The following is a 17,899-nucleotide window of genomic DNA, read 5'->3' on the forward strand; positions in this document are numbered from 1 at the left end:
CTTCCTATTCTACTACGACAATTTTGTTCTCTGGAAAATAAAGTGTAACGTTTCTTCCAATTTCAAGTGGTTGTCTAATTGCGGCATTCACTGTGAATGTACCGAGTGCTGTTTCAACGGTACATTGGTAGCTTCTCCCAAGAAACGTACAAATCTTGACTGTACCAGGTACATAATTGACTTGCTCAGGTGAAACGGGCTCAAGCAGTAATTCAAGATCATCTGGTCGAATGGCGCCTGTCATACCAACTTCGCTGTGCTCATGCTTTTTTACATGAAATGAATGACTTCCAGCAGTTAAAAGAAGCTTGTCACCTAGATCAGAACGATTGGAAAAGTGAATAAAGTTTTTAAAGCCTATAAATTCAGCAACAAATTGGGTCTTTGGATAACGGTAAATATGTGCGGGTGTATGCAGCTGTTCAATGACACCGTTGTTCATAATGGCTACTTGATCCGAAATAGAAAAGCATTCTTCTTGATCATGAGACACGTAAACCGTTGTGATTCCTAATTCTTGCTGAATTCTTCTAATTTCTACACGCATGCTTTCTCGTAAATTGGCATCTAAATTGCTAAGTGGTTCATCAAATAAAAGCAAATCAGGCTCAATAACGAGCGCTCGAGCAATCGCAACACGTTGTCTTTGGCCACCGGATAATTCTTTTGGAAAACGGTGTTCAAAACCGATTAAATTAACGACTTCAAGAACTTGTTTCACTCGCTTTTCGATCTCTTGTTTTGACTGCTTGCGTAATTTCAACCCAAATGCGATGTTGTCAAAAACGGATAGGTGGGGAAATAGCGCGTAATTTTGAAATACAAATCCGAAATTACGTTTGGAGACAGGTACTTTTGTATAATCTTGATCCTTGAATGTGAATCGACCTGCATTTGCTTCAATAAAACCAGCAATGAGACGTAAGGTCGTCGTTTTTCCGCAACCACTTGGACCAAGCAGTGAAATGAGCTGGCCTTTCTCAATTGAAAGCTCAAAGTCTTTTAAAATAGGTTGTTTCTGATACGCAACTGTAATTTGATCTAATGATAATAAAGTCATTGTGCATCCTCCATCGTTTAAACTTAGCGTTTTGTAAAGTGGGACAATCCAACTAAACGTTCAATTAAAAACATAAATACGGCAGTAAAGATCATTAACAGCACGGAAATGGCTGCTACAGTTGGATCGAAATAATGTTCAACATAGGTCAGCATTTGGATAGGTAAGGTACTAAGCCCTGGACCTGTTAGAAATACGGAAATATCGACGTTGTTAAACGATTCAAGAAACGCAATTAATACGCCGGCTATAATACCTGATTTGATGTTTGGAATAATGACACGAAAAAAAGCGCCAATTCGACTTGAGCCTAAATTCATTGCGGCTTCTTCAATGGAAAAATCAAAATTTGCCATGCTCGATGCAATGACCCGAATAATAAACGGAAGCATTAAAATGGTATGTCCAATAAAAAGAGCTGCCTCAAGAGGTAAACTGTAGCTTACAATTAAGTAACGTAAAAAGGTAAAGCCTAAAACAGTTCCCGGTATTAAAATAGGTGAGACAAAAATGGCGTTTAAGATTCCCTTGCCGCGAAAATCAAAACGACTAAGGGCATAAGCAGCAGGAATACCTAACAGTAACGCGCAAAGATTCCCGAGAAGGCTGACGAACATTGATAGCTTAAACGTATCCATAAAGGCAGATACCGTGAAAATGTTTTGATACCATTCAAGGGAGAACCCAGTTGGTGGGAATTGTAGCACGCTTGTTGGTTCAAACGATGCGACAAAAATAATCGCAAGCGGTCCAAGCAAGAACAGAAAGATACTAAAGGTAATGAGTCCGAGAGCAAAATGATTCTGTTGATTCATTTTAAGATCCTCCTGGGTTGAGCTTAGTTGCAAGTTTTTGAAAGATCCCTGTAATAAAGAATGTCAGGACGATCATAATGGTCGCAATCATGGCGGCCGTATTCCAGTCATTCAAAGTGATGGCATTTTGATAAAGGAAGGTAGAAATGACGCGCTGCTGACCACCGAGAAGTGCTGGTGTTGTATAAGCTGTAAAACTACCGACGAAGACAAGCGTACATCCTATTAATAATCCCGGCATACAAAGAGGGAACATTACCTTTAAAAAGGCTGTTGTTTTAGATGCACCTAAACTCTCTGCGGCTCGTATATAATCGGTATCAATATTTTCCATGACACCAACAAGCGTTACAATCATAAGTGGCAAAAATAAATGAACTAAACCAATTGCTACTGCGACAGGTGTATACAGAATGGTTAATGGCTCTTGAATCATACCAATAGATAGCAGAAAATCATTTAGTAGACCGTTTCTGCCTAAAATAATCATCCAGCTAAATGAGCGTACAATAGGACTAACAAGCAACGGGAAAATTGCTAGCATAAGCAGAAGGGCTTTTTTTGATCCTTTTACTCTAGAAATATAGTAGGCTACTGGGAACGCCAGCACGATACAGCAGAACGTCGTTAATAACGCAACGTAAAGCGTCGTCCATAAAATGTCTAAGAAATATGCGTCTGTTAAAAAATTCAAGTAGCCTGATACTGAAAAGTTTCCATCCTCAACAAAAGTAGAACTTATTGTGAGGACAAGCGGAATAAGCATAAAAATTGCTAAAAATAGCAGTCCTGGAAGAAGCAAAAGATAACGTCCAGATTGTTTCAATATAGCCACCTCTTTTTAAAAACGGTTTAATGTAAATGATGTTGAATGGTTGTCAAAAAGTAAGAGATAAATGCGTCTACATCTACCTTTAACGCGACGTGAACGTTCGGTTTTTCCTGCAAGCGATCTTGCAAATCACAAATTGTTTGACCATCACATAACCGACTTGTCGTTTCAATGTCTGTATAAAGAAATTTAGTTTCACAAAGATCCGGTCGAATGGCATATGCGACAGCAAGTGGATCATGAAGAGCACAGGCTGCTACACCATTGCGTTGTTCATACCGTTCGATATAATGCGTAGTGGACGTTTTTACAAAATGTTTCACTTTTGATGTTTGAAGAGAATCGATATGAGTACGGGTAAGCAATGCCTGTCGTGTAACATCTAGTCCGATTTGCGTTAATGATGTAAAACCTGCTTGAAGTACAATTCGAGCTGCTTCCGGATCAACATACATGTTGTATTCCGCGGCAGGTGTAATATTGCCATACGTAAATGCTGCTCCACCCATGTACACTACTTTGCTTAAGAGTTGCGGTAGATCAGGACATTTTTTGACTGCTAGCGCTAAGTTCGTTAAGGGGCCAGTCATAACAAACGTGACTTCTCCTGGATACCGACGTGCTTGCTCGATCATGAAGTCAGGCGCAAAGCCAGGACTTGGCAATGTGCTAGGTTCAACATCTTGGAGCGCGCCGCCAAGTCCATTTTCACCATGAACGGACTTTTCAAAGTGAGAAGGGCGTAAAAGGGGCGTTTCCGCTCCTTTTACAACCGGGCACATTTTTCCGACCAATGCTAACACGTTTAATGTGTTCGTTGTCGCTTGTTGGAGCGAAACGTTCCCATTTACTGTTGTAATGCCTAGTAATTCAGTGTCTCTATCATTTGCTGCAAGTAGAATCCCAAGGGCATCATCAATGCCTGTATCTACATCAAGTAAAAGCTTTTGCTTCATAAAAAAGTCTCCTTAATTCGCAATTTCCCTATTCCAACGATCAATCCACTGTGCCGATTGTTCATTGACAAATTCCATATCAAGTAGTTTTAATTCATTAATGGTGTCTTCACCATACGTAATACCTTCTGCTTCGTCCGGAGAGAGATCAACGAGTTTATTAACAGGTGAATCAATTTTTGCTTTTGCTGAAGCCTCTTGAACTTCTTTGCTTAAATGCCAATTAATAAATTCTTCAGCTAGCTCTTTATTGTCACTGCCTTCAACAACATTTACCGTGTTCAATACCGCATAAGCGCCTTCAGACGGTGTAACAAACTCTGTTCCTGGTACCGCAGCAAGTAAATCTTTTAAATACATTTCCATAAAAGGACCTGCTACAATTTCGCCTTGTGAAAACATATTCACGAAGTCGGATGTTCGGTCATATTCTTTTACGACATTAGCTTTGAGTGTAGTTAACTGGTCAAAAGCGGCATCTTCATTAAACGTGTCTTCACCAGCAACGATGGATGCTGCATCTAAAAACATCGGTCCAGTAGTAGCTGTAATATTTGGTATTGTTATATTGTTACTCAATCCTTCGTCCCATAAATCAGACCAACTAGTGATCGGCGATTCAACTTCATCAGGGTTATAGGCAATGCCAAATTGACCAACGGTATATGCTGGGCCATACTCATCGCCGAGCGGTGCTTGAGCTAGTTCATAAAGGTCATCAATTGCAGGAATTCGACTACGATCAATGTTGGCAAAAAGACCTTCATCAATACCTTGTTGGGCATAATAATCAGAAAGATAAATCACATCAATCGTAGCTGTGCCTTGTCGGATCCGGTTTAATCGCTCTGCATTGTTCCCGATATCAACAACAATGTTTACATTGTGCTCTTCTTCAAATGGTGCATACACTTCTTCATTAAAGAAATCTTCCGCAAAGCCCCATGTCGATATGACTAAATCTGTTGGTGCCTCGCCTGTGTCGGATCCTGATTGGCCACACCCTACTAAAGCTGTGATAGCCGCCATACTTAAAGTGATCGTGATACTTTTTTTCATCATTCGTTCCTCCAATGGTTTTGTTTTATCAATAAAAAAAGGAAGACACACCTGTAGTAGCGTTATCGCTCAATCTACAGACGCATCTTCCTAGTGTAAACACGCAGAAAAGCAGTCATTCATCTTCATTTAGATCTCAAACCAGAACTTGTCCAATTTGTACATCTAATCCAATATAGGGTGATGAAAAAGGATATTCGTTACAGCCCATTGTGTATGTGCATCGTAATCCCGTAAAACCACATCTATGGCTTCTGGGAAATGACGATCAAGCTGTTCGGCAAGTTTCCGCTTATAAAGAAGAGAAAGATGAAAATCAACCTCTAATTTTAACGAAGGAACTTCACCTGCAAGCGCCATCGACCGAATTGCACGCTTATGTTTTGCTTGAATGGTAACCATTTGATTCGCGATGGTTACTTTTAAAAGCGTTGTACCAACGCCAAACAACTCTCTTGATACATCATTATAAAGCTGTGCAAGAAGTTTCTTTGTATCATTACTAGCTAAATTCATCGCATCACCTTTATATGAAATCTTGTTGTATCGTTATTGTACATAAGTTTATCTAGTTGTGCAACATGAATGTTCGGTTATGAGGTGTTTTTTTTTTATAAATAGTACGATTCACCATTTAACATGCAAAAAAGCGAACATTAAGGAGCGTTATCTGTAAAATTTTTGCTGTAATTCCCATACATTATAATGTTATTTACTTTGCAGAATCTTTTCTTTATACTGACTAGTAGATTGGCTTTTTTTACGTACATGCACATAAGAACCTACAGATGAGGGGAGTGAAAAATGAAACAAATTATCCGCAAAGCGCGATTTGTTGATGACAAACCAAAAGATATTGTAATGGCAGACGGGAAGTTTGTGGCGATTGTTGAGAACTATGCTGGAGAAGGAGAAGAGGTGACATTTGAGGACGATGTGTACATTTCAAGTGGCTGGATTGACCTTCATACCCATGCGTTTCCTAGTTTTCCGCCATATTGTGCAGAGCCTGACGAGATAGGATATAAAACCGGTGTTACAACCGTAGTGGATGCTGGAACGTGTGGAGCAGATCATATTGAGGCGTTCTACCAGCTTGCAAACAAAAGCATAACAAGAATCTTCTCTTTTTTAAATATTTCTCGTGTCGGTTTATCTAGGACGGATGAATTGAGTGATTTGTCTCTTATTTCAGCATCTGCAATTGAACACGCTTTGGATAGCTACCCACGTTTTATTGTTGGGTTGAAAGCAAGGATGAGCGCCAGCGTAGTCGGAACAAATAATATTCAGCCACTTCTGATGGCAAAAGCTATTCAACAGCAGAAGCCGTTAATGGTACATATCGGTAGTGCACCCCCTTGCATTGATGCGATCCTCCATGAACTGAGGGAAGGAGATATTATTACACATTGCTATAACGGGAAAGCGAATAATTTATTTACGGAGGAAGGGAAACCGCTTTTATCCTTGCAGGCAGCACGAGACCGAGGCGTTGCACTTGATATTGGTCATGGTACAGAAAGCTTTTCTTTTGAAGTGGCAGAACAAGCGTTAAGAGAACATGTACAGTTTGACACAATTAGCACAGATATTTACGAACGAAATAAACAGCAAGGTCCTGTTTACGATATGGCAAGCACACTAACAAAATGTTTAGCATTAGGCTGTTCATTAAAAACAGTTATTCAGGCAGTGACAGAGGCACCTGCACGATTAATGGGTCGAGATGATATTGGAACGATAAAAGTAGGGGCAAAAGCAGACCTCACGCTATTTAAATTAGAGCGCGGCCGTTCCTACTCATGGATTGATTCGCACGGTGCTATACGACAAACAACCTACCATATTAAGCCACTAGCCGTTTATATAGGGGGAAACTATTTTGAACTTTGAACAACGTTTGAAGAGGGCAGTGAATGCAAGCGGTCGAATGACGATTTTAGGTGTGTCTACACTTTCTGATCAAGTGGTAGAAGCAATGAGGTATGGGGGCAAACATTACTTTGAAATGGCAGACTTATATGAACAATCAGGGAAAATGATTGCTAGTTATTGTCGTACCGAAAATGCGATGATTACAAATTCTGCATCTGCAGCGATAACCCTTGCAATTGCTGGCCTCATTACAAAAGAAAATCGTTATGCCATTGAGCACCTTCACAAAGTTGCTTCTGAACAAAAGAGTGAAGTCATTTTAATGAAAGGACATAACGTTGATTACGGTGCCCCCATTGAGACAATGATTTCATTAGCTGGTGCGCAAGTAAAGGAAGTCGGTTATGCAAATGGTTGTCGAGCATCTCTTATTGAACAAGCCATAACAGAGCGAACGGTAGCCATTTTATTTGTGCAATCGCATCATTGTGTTCAGAAAAATATGCCAACTATTAGTGAGGTTCAGCAAGTATGCATAGATAATCAAATTCCATTTCTTGTCGATGCAGCAGCCGAAGATGGCATTGATCAATTTGCAGATTGCTGCGACCTTGTCGTTTTTAGCGGATCGAAAGCAATTGAAGGACCTTCATGTGGCATTCTTGCTGGTAAAGAACCCTTTCTTTCCTATGCGATACAACATCGCTCGTTTATTGGGCGAGCGATGAAGGTAGGAAAGGAAACGGTATTCGGTTTATTAGCAGCATTAGAGGCGTATGGTTCAAAAACGATGTCAATAGAGGAACAACGACGCGTTTTACAGAAATTGAATTCGTTAGATTCATTGCCTGGTGTTCGCGTTGAATTTATTGAAGATCCATCAGGCCGGCCGATAACGAGGCTCCGATTGTTTATTGATTCAACGAAAGCAAAATTAACTGCATTGGAACTTGTTCATGCTCTAAAAACAGGACCAGTTCCAATTTATACACGGGATTATCATGCTAATGAGGGGCATATTGATTTGGATCCGCGTCCTTTACTGAATGGAGATACAGAAACCATTCGAAATCGTATAAATACGCTATTGGGGGAGTAGACATGTCTAATTTTTACCGAAATCGGGTTTGTTTAAATGTATTAGCAAGTGATCTTGAGAACGCTGAGGCATGCTACCAAGCCGCTAAAGGTCACGTATATATAGGTGTTTTATCAAAGAACTACTCTTCTGTTAAAGAAGCGGTAGAAGATTTACGTCAGTATGGAGATAGTCTCGATAATGCCGTTTCCATTGGTTTAGGTGCTGGCGATCCTCATCAGTGGAAAGTCGTTGCCGACATCGCGCGTTCATTCAAGCCAAAACATGTGAATCAAGTATTTACTGGTGTTGGCTATACGCGATCTGCTCTGGACAATGAGACAACGATGCTAAACGGGTTAGTCTCACCTAGTGGAACTCCTGGTATCGTATGTGTGTCTACAGGCCCATTAAGTGCCCAAGAGGAACCAGCAATGATTCCAATCGAGACTGCAATTGCTATGCTCAAAGATATGGGCGCGCAATCGATTAAGTTTTTTCCAATGAATGGTCTAGAAACGATTGAAGAGTATAGAGCTGTGGCTAGAGCTTGTGCGCATGCATCATTTGCTTTAGAGCCTACTGGGGGTCTTGACTTAACGAATGTTGAGGAGCTTATTCGTATAGCACTTGATGCCGGCGTTAAACAAGTGATTCCTCATGTATATTCGTCTATAATCGATTCGCAGACGAACCAAACAAATGTAGCACAAGTTGAAACGCTTTATCAAAAGGTGAAAGCAGTAGTAGATACGTTTTATGAAAGGGGGGAACAGGTTGAAAGCTAAAATACTTGCATTTGGAGAAGTGATGATGCGGTTAGAAGCACCAAACTATCGAACAGTAGCGCAGACGAGGAGCTTGGACTTTGCTTTTTCAGGAACGAGCGTAAATGTATTAAGTGGATTAAGCCATCTAGGTTACCAAACTGAATTGATGACAACCTTGCCGGAAAATAATATTGGCTACGCAGCAGCGTCGTACATTCGTTCACTCGGTGTAGGAACCGATGCGGTTTCGTTTGATGGTGATTATATTGGGATGTATGTACTTGAAAAAGGCTTTGGTCACAGAGGCTCTGAAGTGACATACAGCAATCGTTCAGAAAGTGCTTTTTGTCAATCATTGGAAACTAACTATTCTATTGAGCACTTACGAACAGGGACACATATTCATTTTTGTGGAATTAGTCTTGCGATAAATAAACAAATTCGAGAAGTGACGTTACGTATCGCGGAAGAAGCGAAGGCACAAGGCTTAACTGTGTCATTCGATTGTAACTTTCGACCGAAACTATGGAAAGGCGGTTACAAAGAAGCCCGGCCAGTGTATGAACGAATGCTATTAGTAGCAGATTATGTCTCAATGACAGAAAAAGATGCTGTATCTATACTTGGTATGCAGACAACAGCAGTTCAGCGACAAGAGCAAGTGGACGCTTTATTACCAAAAGTAGCACAACGGTATTCTATTTCGGCAATTGCTGGTACAATACGTGAAACGAATGCTTCTGCTTCTACGTTACAGGGCTTTCTTGTGCAAGATGGACGTGTAGATTTTTCAACAGTACACACCGTTGCCATACTTGATCGTATAGGGAGTGGTGATGGATTTTTTAGTGGCTTTTTAGCCGCAATATTCGAAGGAAAGTCTTCTAGTGACATAGTAGAATGGGCAACTGCTGCTGGTGTGCTTGCACATACAACGTACGGTGATTCGCCAGTTACGACTCGGAGAGCAATAGAGAAACTTCAACTGAATCAGCATATCGATGTAGAAAGGTAGTGACTATGAAGCTAGTAAAGAAAAAAGGGCCATTGTATGCACAAGTAAAAGAGATTTTAAAAGAGCGAATTCAAGATGGTATTTATCCAGTGCGGTCTTTAATGCCATCAGAGTCTTTTTTAGAAGAAGAATTTCAAGTAAGTAAAATCACGGTTCGAAAAGCGATGGAGCAACTAGCGCAAGAGGGATATGTGCAAAAGCAAAGCGGTGTTGGTACTACAGTTCTTGATAACCGAGCGTTTATCAAACTTTCTACTGGTCAGCCTTTTTCTGCTTATTTAAAACAGGAAGGAAAGCATGTCAGAAAAGAAGTTTTAGGAATAACAGTTGTTGATCCACCATTCGAATTGACACATCTGAAAGGGAAGGTTCGTTGCATCCAGCGGCTCTACTATTTAGATGACAAACCATACATTGTGTTTGTGCATTACATCCCAGACTCATTTAATCTTCCTAACGTGGCTGGTGAATACGAAGGCTCTCTGTATACATTGTTGAGAGAAGCAGGGGTTTCATTTAACCGATTTCAGGACACATTTGGGGTTGGGGTTGCGAACGTAGAAGTTTACCGCTCTTTAGGTATAGAGGAGATTCCTTTACTTAAAAGGACACGCCACACGTATGACTTAGATGAGCAACTGGTGGAATATTCTATTGCGTATTATCATACCGAAATGCAAGAGTATGTAATGGATCTTCATCTGTAGAGAATCAGTTTTACCATGCCCATTATAAAAAAAACTGCGCTCATTATCGAATAATATAATGGGCGCAGTTTTCTGTTTAACTTGCTTTTTGTTGTTTTTCGTCTATTTTTTCTTGCTTTCGAACTTCTCTAAATTTCTTCGTTTCACTAACGATGACACCTGATAAGAAGAGGAGTCCAATTAAGTTCGGAATGGCCATTAAGCCATTGAAGATATCGGCAATATTCCAAACAATGTCTGATTTTGTACCGGCTCCAATAAAAACAATGGCTACAAATACCACTTTATAGATAATGGTATTTTTGTCGCCGAACAAGTAGCCAAAACATTTCTCCCCATAGTATGACCAACCAATAATCGTGGAGTACGCAAACAAGAGAATGGCAAACACCACAATATAATTGCCGTACCCTGGAAGAAACTGCTCAAACGCCTGACCAGTTAATAGACTTTGGACATTTGCAACTTCATCATCCGGAACACCAACATACAGCTGACTCATAACAATCGTTAGTCCAGTAATGGTACAAACAATCATAGTATCAAGAAACGTTCCTGTCATAGATACGAGTGCTTGCCGACCTGGGTAATCGGTTTTGGCAGCAGCGGCAGCGATTGGAGCAGAACCTAAGCCAGCTTCATTGGAAAACACACCACGCGCAATCCCGTAACGAATGGCAAGACCAATGGTACCACCTAGTGCAGCATCTGTGTTAAAAGCAGCTTCAAAAATAATAGCAAATGCTTGAGGGACCAACGTAATATTGGATACAATTATAATTAATCCACCTAAAATGTAAAATAAAGCCATAAACGGTACAAAAATAGCAGTGACTCTACCAATTCCTTTAATGCCGCCTAAGAGAACGAGGGCCGTAACTAACATAAGCACAAACCCTGTAATCCAAGGGTTAATACCAAAATTATCAGCTAATGAATTGGACACCGTATTTGATTGAGTCATATTTCCAATCCCGAATGAAGCAAGAAATCCAAATAGTGCAAAAAGAACGGCTAGCCACTTCCAGCCTAAGCCTTTTTCTATGTAGTACATCGGGCCACCAGAAATTTCACCTTTATGATTGACAACTCGATATTTAACAGCAAGAATGGCTTCACCGTACTTCGTTGCCATCCCAAAAAAGGCAGCAACCCACATCCAGAATAGTGCGCCAATCCCACCTAATAAGATAGCAGATGCAACTCCGGTCATATTCCCGATCCCGAGCGTAGCCGCCATGGCTGTCATTAATGATTGGAAGTGAGAAATATCTCCTTTATCTCGACTATCCTTTTTACTTCGACTAAACGTTAATTTTAGTGCATAAGGTAAATCCCGTACTTGTAAAAAACCTAAACGAAATGTTAGAAAGACACCTGTACCAACAATTAAAAGTAGAGTCGCAGGACCCCAAACAATATTATTAATGCTTTCCACAATAGCAGCAAAACTCACAAACATCCCCCATTTCTTTCCTCTACAGGATAGTATAAATAGAATATACATAGTTTAGTGAACTTTTGTACGAAAGTCTATCACAAAATTTTCAGGAAATGTTAAAAACATTAGACAAACTGTTTATCTAAGGTCTTTACAGTAATTATTTTTTTCCTATTAAATGAACATTTTAAGCAGTAAATCTAAGTCTACTAGTATCGCATCACAAGTTAGCATAGCTAACCTTTGAAAATAAACCTTGACGAAATGAGTCGTATTTTGTAATAATAAAGCTAATTTAATCATGGTACCTTTAAACCAGTCCAGAGAGGCTGACAAGGACAGCGGATGTGCGTTCCCATTATGGGGACGTATAAGTTCGTCGAAGCGTTTTAAGCATAGGCGCTTTCACGACCAAAAAGGCTAATTGTCAGTTACGTGACAATTAGCCTTTTTTTCTGCTTTGGTATCAGAAAACTTGGAGGTTAGAACAATGGAAAAGCAAGATCAAGAGTTTTCATGGCAAGAGGTTCCAAAGACAGAGCGAAAGCATTTTTTTAAAACACTGGCTGTTATGCTGGGGTTCACATTTTTTTCGGCAAGTATGTTAGCAGGTGGACAACTTGGCATCAGCTTGACCTTCTCCCAGTTTATCGTCGTCGTGTTAGGCGGGAATTTATTACTTGGATTCTATACAGGCGCGCTTGCCTATATTGCTGCTAAAACAGGCCTTTCCACCCACTTATTAGCAAAACATGCATTTGGTGAAAAAGGGTCTTACTTGCCATCGTTTCTCTTAGCCTTTACCCAAGTAGGGTGGTTTGGTGTTGGCGTTGCCATGTTCGCGGTTCCTGTAGCCCAGGCGATGAATTGGAATGTCTACGTACTTATTTTTACATTTGGCTTAGCGATGACGGCTTCAGCGATTTTCGGGATAAAAGCACTTGTTGTCTTAGGCTTTGTAGCGGTACCGGCAATTGCAATTCTAGGGGGCTATTCCGTTACACAAGGTGTTCAAGATGCTGGAGGTGTCCAAACATTGTTTGCCTATGAACCTACAGCAACAATGGCCATTTCAGCTGCATTGGCGATTTGTATCGGTTCTTTTATAAGTGGAGGGACGTTAACACCAGACTTTGCTCGCTTTGCTAAAACAGCCAAGCAAGCCGTTGGCGCGACAACGATTGCGTTTTTTCTAGGGAACTCACTTATGTTTTTATTTGGTGCAGTTGGCGCAATGGTATATGGTCTTGCAGAGGTATCGGAAGTCATGTTTTTACAAGGGTTAATGATTCCAGCCATACTTGTACTAGGTTTAAACATTTGGACGACGAATGATAACGCCTTATATGCATCTGGGTTAGGGTTTGCCCATATAACGAAACTGCCGAAAAAATTCTTTGTTATTTTGAATGGCGTTATTGGAACAGTGTTGGCCATGTGGATGTACAACAATTTCGTTGGCTTTCTCACCATTCTTGGTGTGGCTATTCCATCCATTGGTGCGATTCTAATAGCCGATTACTTCTTTATTCATAAGCGACATTACCCAATACTTGCTGAGATGAAAGTGAGAGCTGTTAATTGGATTGCCATTGTTTCTTGGGCAATAGGTGTCACTATTGCCCAGCTAGCTCCTGGCATTATCCCTTTAAACGCGTTAATTGGTACAATGATTGTATACATCGTTTGTACAACTGTAATGAACACAGTAAAAAAGAAAAAGGAACTGGTGATGACACATGATTATTCAAAACGCAACATTGCGCAATAGAAGTGGACGCTGGCAAATTGATATTCAAGACGGGAAATTTCATCGAATTACTCAAGAGCCAATCCAAGTAGATAACAGAGAGGTTCTTGATGTTGCTGGTTCGCTTATTTTACCACCATTTATTGAGCCGCACATTCATTTAGACACAACAATGACAGCGGGTGAACCTGCTTGGAATGTCAGCGGAACGTTGTTTGAAGGGATTCAACGCTGGTCAGAACGTAAGGAATTTCTTACGCATGAAGACGTGAAGGAGCGTGCCACAAAAGCGTTAAAATGGCAAGTAGCTCAAGGAATTCAATACGTGCGAACTCATGTTGATGTAACGGACCCAAATTTAACGGCACTAAAGGCATTGCTCGAAGTAAAAGAAGAAATGGCCTCTTATGTCACGCTTCAACTTGTTGCGTTTCCTCAAGAGGGGCTTCTTTCGTTCCCGAATGGAAAGGAATTAGTAGAGGAAGCACTAAAAATGGGAGCAGATGTTGTAGGCGGAATTCCTCATTTTGAGTTTACGAGGGAGTATGGCGTAGAATCAATGAAACATGCATTTGATTTAGCTGAAAAATATGACCGACTGGTCGACATACACTGTGATGAAATTGATGATGAACAATCACGTTTTGTAGAAGTTGTGGCTAAAGAAGCGTATGAAAGAGGACTTGGCGAAAAAACAACAGCTAGCCATACAACAGCAATGGGTTCCTACAATGATGCGTATACCTCTAAATTATTTCGGTTATTAAAGATGGCCAATATTAATTTTGTCTCAAACCCGTTAGTAAATATCCATCTACAAGGTCGGTTTGATACCTATCCTAAGCGAAGAGGATTAACTCGCATAAAAGAATTAAAAGAAGCAGGTCTAACCGTTTGTTTTGGGCATGACGATATCTTTGACCCATGGTACCCACTTGGAACAGGAAATATGCTACAGGTGCTTCATATGGGTATTCACGCTGGTCAGCTAATGGGGTATGAGGAAATCGTTCAATCCATCGATTTTATTACAACAAACAGCGCAAAAACCCTCCACATCCACGATGATTACGGCGTTGTAGAAGGGAATTCTGCTAACTTCATTGTCATTGATGCAGAAGATGAGTATGAAACCATACGTAAACAAGCGACCGTGACGCACTCTTTTAAAGAAGGGAAACAAATTGCCCAAACTACTCCATCTGAGTCCGCTCTTTTTATTAACAAAGAAGTAGAGCGCGTAACGTTCAAAAAATAAGGTATTTAAAAATGCAAACAGCTTATCTCCTTGTCATTACAGGGGGGAGCTGTTTGTTTGCGTTCAACCGATACCAATATGCACTTGCACAGCGGTCGTAAATTCTGCGCCAATCACCATCAGTAGGAGGGGAATGCACGTATAAGATATTATCAGTGGACCCCCTTACAAAAGGCATATCCGTTAAAATAAGTGAATAGCGATCTTCACTAACGCTTTTATTCTGAATCGTGGAAGTCGAAATTTCGAGCTGAAACGGAACGTAACTCATAATTTTCTCTGCTAACGTTTCTTCATAAATAGGACCTTCTCTCGACAAAATAAGAAGTTGTAAAGCTGGTTGAAGTTTATCAATATCAACGAAAGTATAAAGCATAAGCAAATAGCGTGAGTGTGCAGTTGGCGAACGTTTAAACCCGTTGTTTTCAGTCTCATTTGCAAGTTGATGAACGATACCACTTAATAAAGGATGTTGTTTGGTGATGGCATTCGCGTAAATCATATCTTTATAATGTAGGAAATTAGTTGCGTGATAGTCATAATGACAATAAAGCTGTAATAAATGCCCTTTAATATGATTCATATTTTCTTTGTTTAATGCGTCCGGGAATAACGTGTCTAACTTTTCGGTGAACATGACAGTGAATAACCATGCTTCAGTCTTTGATTTTTGATGAATGTCAATGTTTTGCTTAACTATTTCAATTGGATGATAATGACTTGGTGAATTGACAATCATCATTAACAAGAAATCTTCTTCACCTTTTCGATGCTCTTCAGGAATTCCATTAAGAAATAAATCACACTGACTGATCAGCTTCTCTTTAATCGTCGCTGGGAAGGGAATGTCATAACCAGGACTATAAAAGCCGTTTAATGTTCGATAGTGTTGAATAGCGAGATGATAAATGTAGGTTTCCTTTTGTACTGGTGACAATTGAAGCGAGAGAGTCTCAACAATACGATCAACTCGTTTCTCTATCATCGCTTTTTGGAAAGAAAATGGCCACATTAATTTGCCTGTTATTTCAATTAAGAGCGAAAAATAAAAATGGCGAATCTGCCTTTCATCACCATGAATTTGTAAAGAGCGCAAGTCAAACGATAGTTGGAATCGTTCAAGCCATTTTTTAAAGTGTTTAAGCTTTCGAAAAAACGTGGCACGACTAATGTATTGCTCCTCCACAAACGTTTTGGCGGATGTGTTTTTTGAAATGACACTTAAAAAGAAACAAACCATGTCATCTTGAATGTAGTATTGATGAAGCAGTTGCTTCAAAAAAGCATCATCCTTACCTTTTAAATGCATGGTTTCACTGTCAACATATTCGATCGTCATATCCGTATGCTTGCGTTCCATTTCGTTCTTTAATTCGTATAAAGCGGCATCAACAGTACGTAATGAACAACTCAATTCATCAGGGAGTGCCTTTCTTTGAATGTATTCTTCCGTACTTAACTTATAGATTAGCTTAACTAACCGGTCTATTCGTTTATCGATTAACATCGCATAGTCCCTCTACCAGTTTGGTCATTTTTTATTTATCTAAAGAATTCTTTTCCTTCTTCGTAGGTTGTTTTTGATATGAGTTTTGCCCTTACCATAAATCGCTCTGTCGTTGGTCTGCTAGTATCACATGTAAAGAGTGTTAGAATTGGTTCCTCTGTCGGCAAGAGATAATGGGTGTCAAGCTCAGAAATGATGTTTGTTTCGACAACAGCGTACTGGTAAATCTCTGTTTTATTTGTGATATAAATATCCATGCTAGGCTCAACGTGAAGAAGTGGACCAAATAGTAATGTTTGTTTTGACAAATGATGTCCAAATAGAACATAGTTTCCGCTTCCCATAGGTTGTTGATCAGTAAGTGTAGCGGCTCCAGCGAGTAAATGTTCGTTCGTCAACCCGCCAATGATCGGGAGGGATAACTGAACGTCTGGTATTGAAAGCGCTCCAGCGATTGGGAGGTCGTTTTGTTGAATTGCTTCTCGCATTACTTCAATGAAAGTAGGACGCTCTACGGCTGTTGAGTCAATGATAGGTGCCGTATGCTCATGGTCATGTAACGATTGGGTTGAAAATAGTTGCTGTGCTGATGCAATGCGTTGCTCAATAAGGTAATCTCTAATAAAAGGGGAGCAAATTAACACCACTCCCATCGTGAGAAGAAAGACAATACTAATGAGCATAAAACACTTTTTAAATCTTTCGTTCATATTAACTTGCCGAAGCACGTTGTTTATCCATCGCTTCGTGTAATTGTTTTTTATGCTTCTTCCGCTGGTAGTAAAGAATAAGCAAGAATGCAATCACAATGCAAGCAATGCCAAGTGCAACATAAAGCCACGTATAGTCAGTAGCTGGTATCGAAACGTCTGTTTGGTTAAGTGCTTCCGCTTGTTCTTCATCAATCGTAAACGGTTCATTCCAATGCCATTCTTCTCCCATTGAGCTTGCTGTTAACTCGATCCTATAATCACCTGCTTCAAGGGGTTTACCTTCAAGAGGGATTGGATAGGAAAAGTGTGAGTTCGGCGCCATTTGCATACCATCTGTTTCGGATTCAAGAACGGTCTGGTTCGAATCGTTTTTAATGACTGCTTGAACAGCCAATTGATTCATATACATCGGCTTCGGGTTTTGAATATCCGCCATAATGACATTTCGAGCATTTAATTGATCTGCATATACATCGTGGAGAAGCAAATCTGGTGTGATTGGATTTTCGGTTTGTTGCAACACAATCCCGACGACGTAAGCATACTGATTATTAATTGATAAACCTTGTTCAGTTGATTCTTTATTCTCTTCCTCAACGGTCTCTTGCAGCGTAATCCCGCCAGCCATTACGCCATCAAACGAATCGTCTGGCATGGTAATGTCGAGCGGAAGTGTATATTCGCCGTTAGCCGGAACAACAATTTCTTCCTCGGTAGTCACCAAATCTTCCATCGGGTATAAAAGTGACTCGTCCAATTCTTGATCACCATTTCCATACTCAACAACACCATTTACATTTGTAGATGCAGTACCAATATCAGGGGCAATAACAACATCATTGTCTGTGTCATTACGAAGAAGAATCTCGACGGTTTGTTTGGCGCCTGGATCCAGCTGTAAATGAAAGTATGTTTTACTTGAATCCATTTGATTATCAGGGATAATCGTCGTAACAGAGAAATTAAACTCCGAGGCTTGTGCCTTAAAAGGCATCATGACCAAACACGTAAAGGTGATCAGCACAACAAAGCGTAGTAATTTCATCAAACCTTCCTTTCT

General features: G+C 40.2%; 17 protein-coding genes. 7 read left to right on the forward strand and 10 right to left on the reverse strand.

The window, feature by feature from the left end:
• Positions 1-4 precede the first annotated feature (4 nt).
• The 6 genes from PQ477_RS18040 to PQ477_RS18065 form a co-directional block, all read right to left on the reverse strand.
• Positions 5-1,060 (reverse strand): ABC transporter ATP-binding protein, encoded by a 1,056-nt coding sequence (locus tag PQ477_RS18040; protein WP_035398719.1) that lies wholly within the window; start codon positions 1,058-1,060, stop codon positions 5-7.
• A 23-nt stretch (positions 1,061-1,083) separates the two neighbouring features.
• Complete coding sequence (locus tag PQ477_RS18045) at positions 1,084-1,875, reverse strand: ABC transporter permease (protein ID WP_144558955.1); 792 nt, start codon at positions 1,873-1,875, stop codon at positions 1,084-1,086.
• A gap of 1 nt (position 1,876) precedes the next feature.
• Complete coding sequence (locus PQ477_RS18050) at positions 1,877-2,701, reverse strand: ABC transporter permease (protein WP_274272621.1); 825 nt, start codon at positions 2,699-2,701, stop codon at positions 1,877-1,879.
• A gap of 26 nt (positions 2,702-2,727) precedes the next feature.
• Complete coding sequence (locus PQ477_RS18055; protein ID WP_274272622.1) at positions 2,728-3,663, reverse strand: nucleoside hydrolase; 936 nt, start codon at positions 3,661-3,663, stop codon at positions 2,728-2,730.
• A 12-nt stretch (positions 3,664-3,675) separates the two neighbouring features.
• Complete coding sequence (locus PQ477_RS18060) at positions 3,676-4,722, reverse strand: ABC transporter substrate-binding protein (RefSeq protein ID WP_274272623.1); 1,047 nt, start codon at positions 4,720-4,722, stop codon at positions 3,676-3,678.
• Between the two features lie 165 nt (positions 4,723-4,887).
• Entirely contained in the window at positions 4,888-5,238 is a 351-nt protein-coding gene (locus PQ477_RS18065) for a DUF2294 domain-containing protein (RefSeq protein ID WP_144558958.1), read from the reverse strand.
• A gap of 288 nt (positions 5,239-5,526) precedes the next feature.
• Here PQ477_RS18065 and PQ477_RS18070 point away from each other — a divergent pair, with 288 nt between their 5' ends.
• Genes PQ477_RS18070 through PQ477_RS18090 form a run of 5 tightly spaced genes read left to right on the forward strand, consistent with a single transcriptional unit; the run spans position 5,527 to position 10,170 of the window.
• Positions 5,527-6,618 carry an amidohydrolase/deacetylase family metallohydrolase gene (locus PQ477_RS18070; protein ID WP_274272624.1) on the forward strand — a complete coding sequence of 364 codons (1,092 nt, stop codon included), beginning with the start codon at positions 5,527-5,529 and terminating at the stop codon, positions 6,616-6,618.
• Entirely contained in the window at positions 6,608-7,699 is a 1,092-nt protein-coding gene (locus PQ477_RS18075) for a DgaE family pyridoxal phosphate-dependent ammonia lyase (RefSeq protein ID WP_274272625.1), read from the forward strand. The genes PQ477_RS18070 and PQ477_RS18075 overlap by 11 nt, the downstream gene beginning before the upstream one ends.
• Before the next feature lie 2 nt (positions 7,700-7,701).
• Positions 7,702-8,466, forward strand: a complete 765-nt coding sequence (dagF, locus tag PQ477_RS18080; RefSeq protein ID WP_274272626.1) for a 2-dehydro-3-deoxy-phosphogluconate aldolase — start codon at positions 7,702-7,704, stop codon at positions 8,464-8,466.
• The gene (locus PQ477_RS18085; RefSeq protein ID WP_274272627.1) at positions 8,456-9,463 is read left to right on the forward strand and encodes a sugar kinase; all 1,008 of its coding nucleotides are present in this window, start codon (positions 8,456-8,458) and stop codon (positions 9,461-9,463) included. Before dagF ends, PQ477_RS18085 begins: the two co-directional genes overlap by 11 nt.
• 5 nt (positions 9,464-9,468) lie before the next feature.
• Entirely contained in the window at positions 9,469-10,170 is a 702-nt protein-coding gene (locus PQ477_RS18090) for a GntR family transcriptional regulator (protein ID WP_144558962.1), read from the forward strand.
• Between the two features lie 76 nt (positions 10,171-10,246).
• Here the strand turns inward: PQ477_RS18090 and PQ477_RS18095 are convergent, their stop codons facing one another.
• Complete coding sequence (locus PQ477_RS18095; protein WP_274272628.1) at positions 10,247-11,626, reverse strand: alanine/glycine:cation symporter family protein; 1,380 nt, start codon at positions 11,624-11,626, stop codon at positions 10,247-10,249.
• Between the two features lie 475 nt (positions 11,627-12,101).
• Here PQ477_RS18095 and codB point away from each other — a divergent pair, with 475 nt between their 5' ends.
• On the forward strand, positions 12,102-13,382 hold the full coding sequence (gene codB / locus PQ477_RS18100) for a cytosine permease (protein WP_274272629.1): 1,281 nt from the start codon (positions 12,102-12,104) through the stop codon (positions 13,380-13,382).
• Positions 13,351-14,619: a cytosine deaminase gene (codA, locus tag PQ477_RS18105; protein ID WP_274272630.1), complete on the forward strand. Its 1,269-nt coding sequence runs from the start codon at positions 13,351-13,353 to the stop codon at positions 14,617-14,619. Before codB ends, codA begins: the two co-directional genes overlap by 32 nt.
• A 22-nt stretch (positions 14,620-14,641) precedes the next feature.
• Here the strand turns inward: codA and PQ477_RS18110 are convergent, their stop codons facing one another.
• Genes PQ477_RS18110 through PQ477_RS18120 form a run of 3 tightly spaced genes read right to left on the reverse strand, consistent with a single transcriptional unit; the run spans position 14,642 to position 17,884 of the window.
• Positions 14,642-16,126 (reverse strand): AcpB/EbpR/MafR family transcriptional regulator, encoded by a 1,485-nt coding sequence (locus PQ477_RS18110; protein ID WP_274272631.1) that lies wholly within the window; start codon positions 16,124-16,126, stop codon positions 14,642-14,644.
• Between the two features lie 35 nt (positions 16,127-16,161).
• On the reverse strand, positions 16,162-16,809 hold the full coding sequence (locus PQ477_RS18115) for a class A sortase (RefSeq protein ID WP_060705762.1): 648 nt from the start codon (positions 16,807-16,809) through the stop codon (positions 16,162-16,164).
• A 28-nt stretch (positions 16,810-16,837) separates the two neighbouring features.
• On the reverse strand, positions 16,838-17,884 hold the full coding sequence (locus PQ477_RS18120) for a WxLIP family cell surface protein (RefSeq protein ID WP_274272632.1): 1,047 nt from the start codon (positions 17,882-17,884) through the stop codon (positions 16,838-16,840).
• Positions 17,885-17,899: the final 15 nt, after the last annotated feature.

The sequence above is a fragment of the Shouchella hunanensis genome, assembly GCF_028735875.1.
GTDB lineage: Bacteria > Bacillota > Bacilli > Bacillales > Bacillaceae_D > Shouchella > Shouchella hunanensis.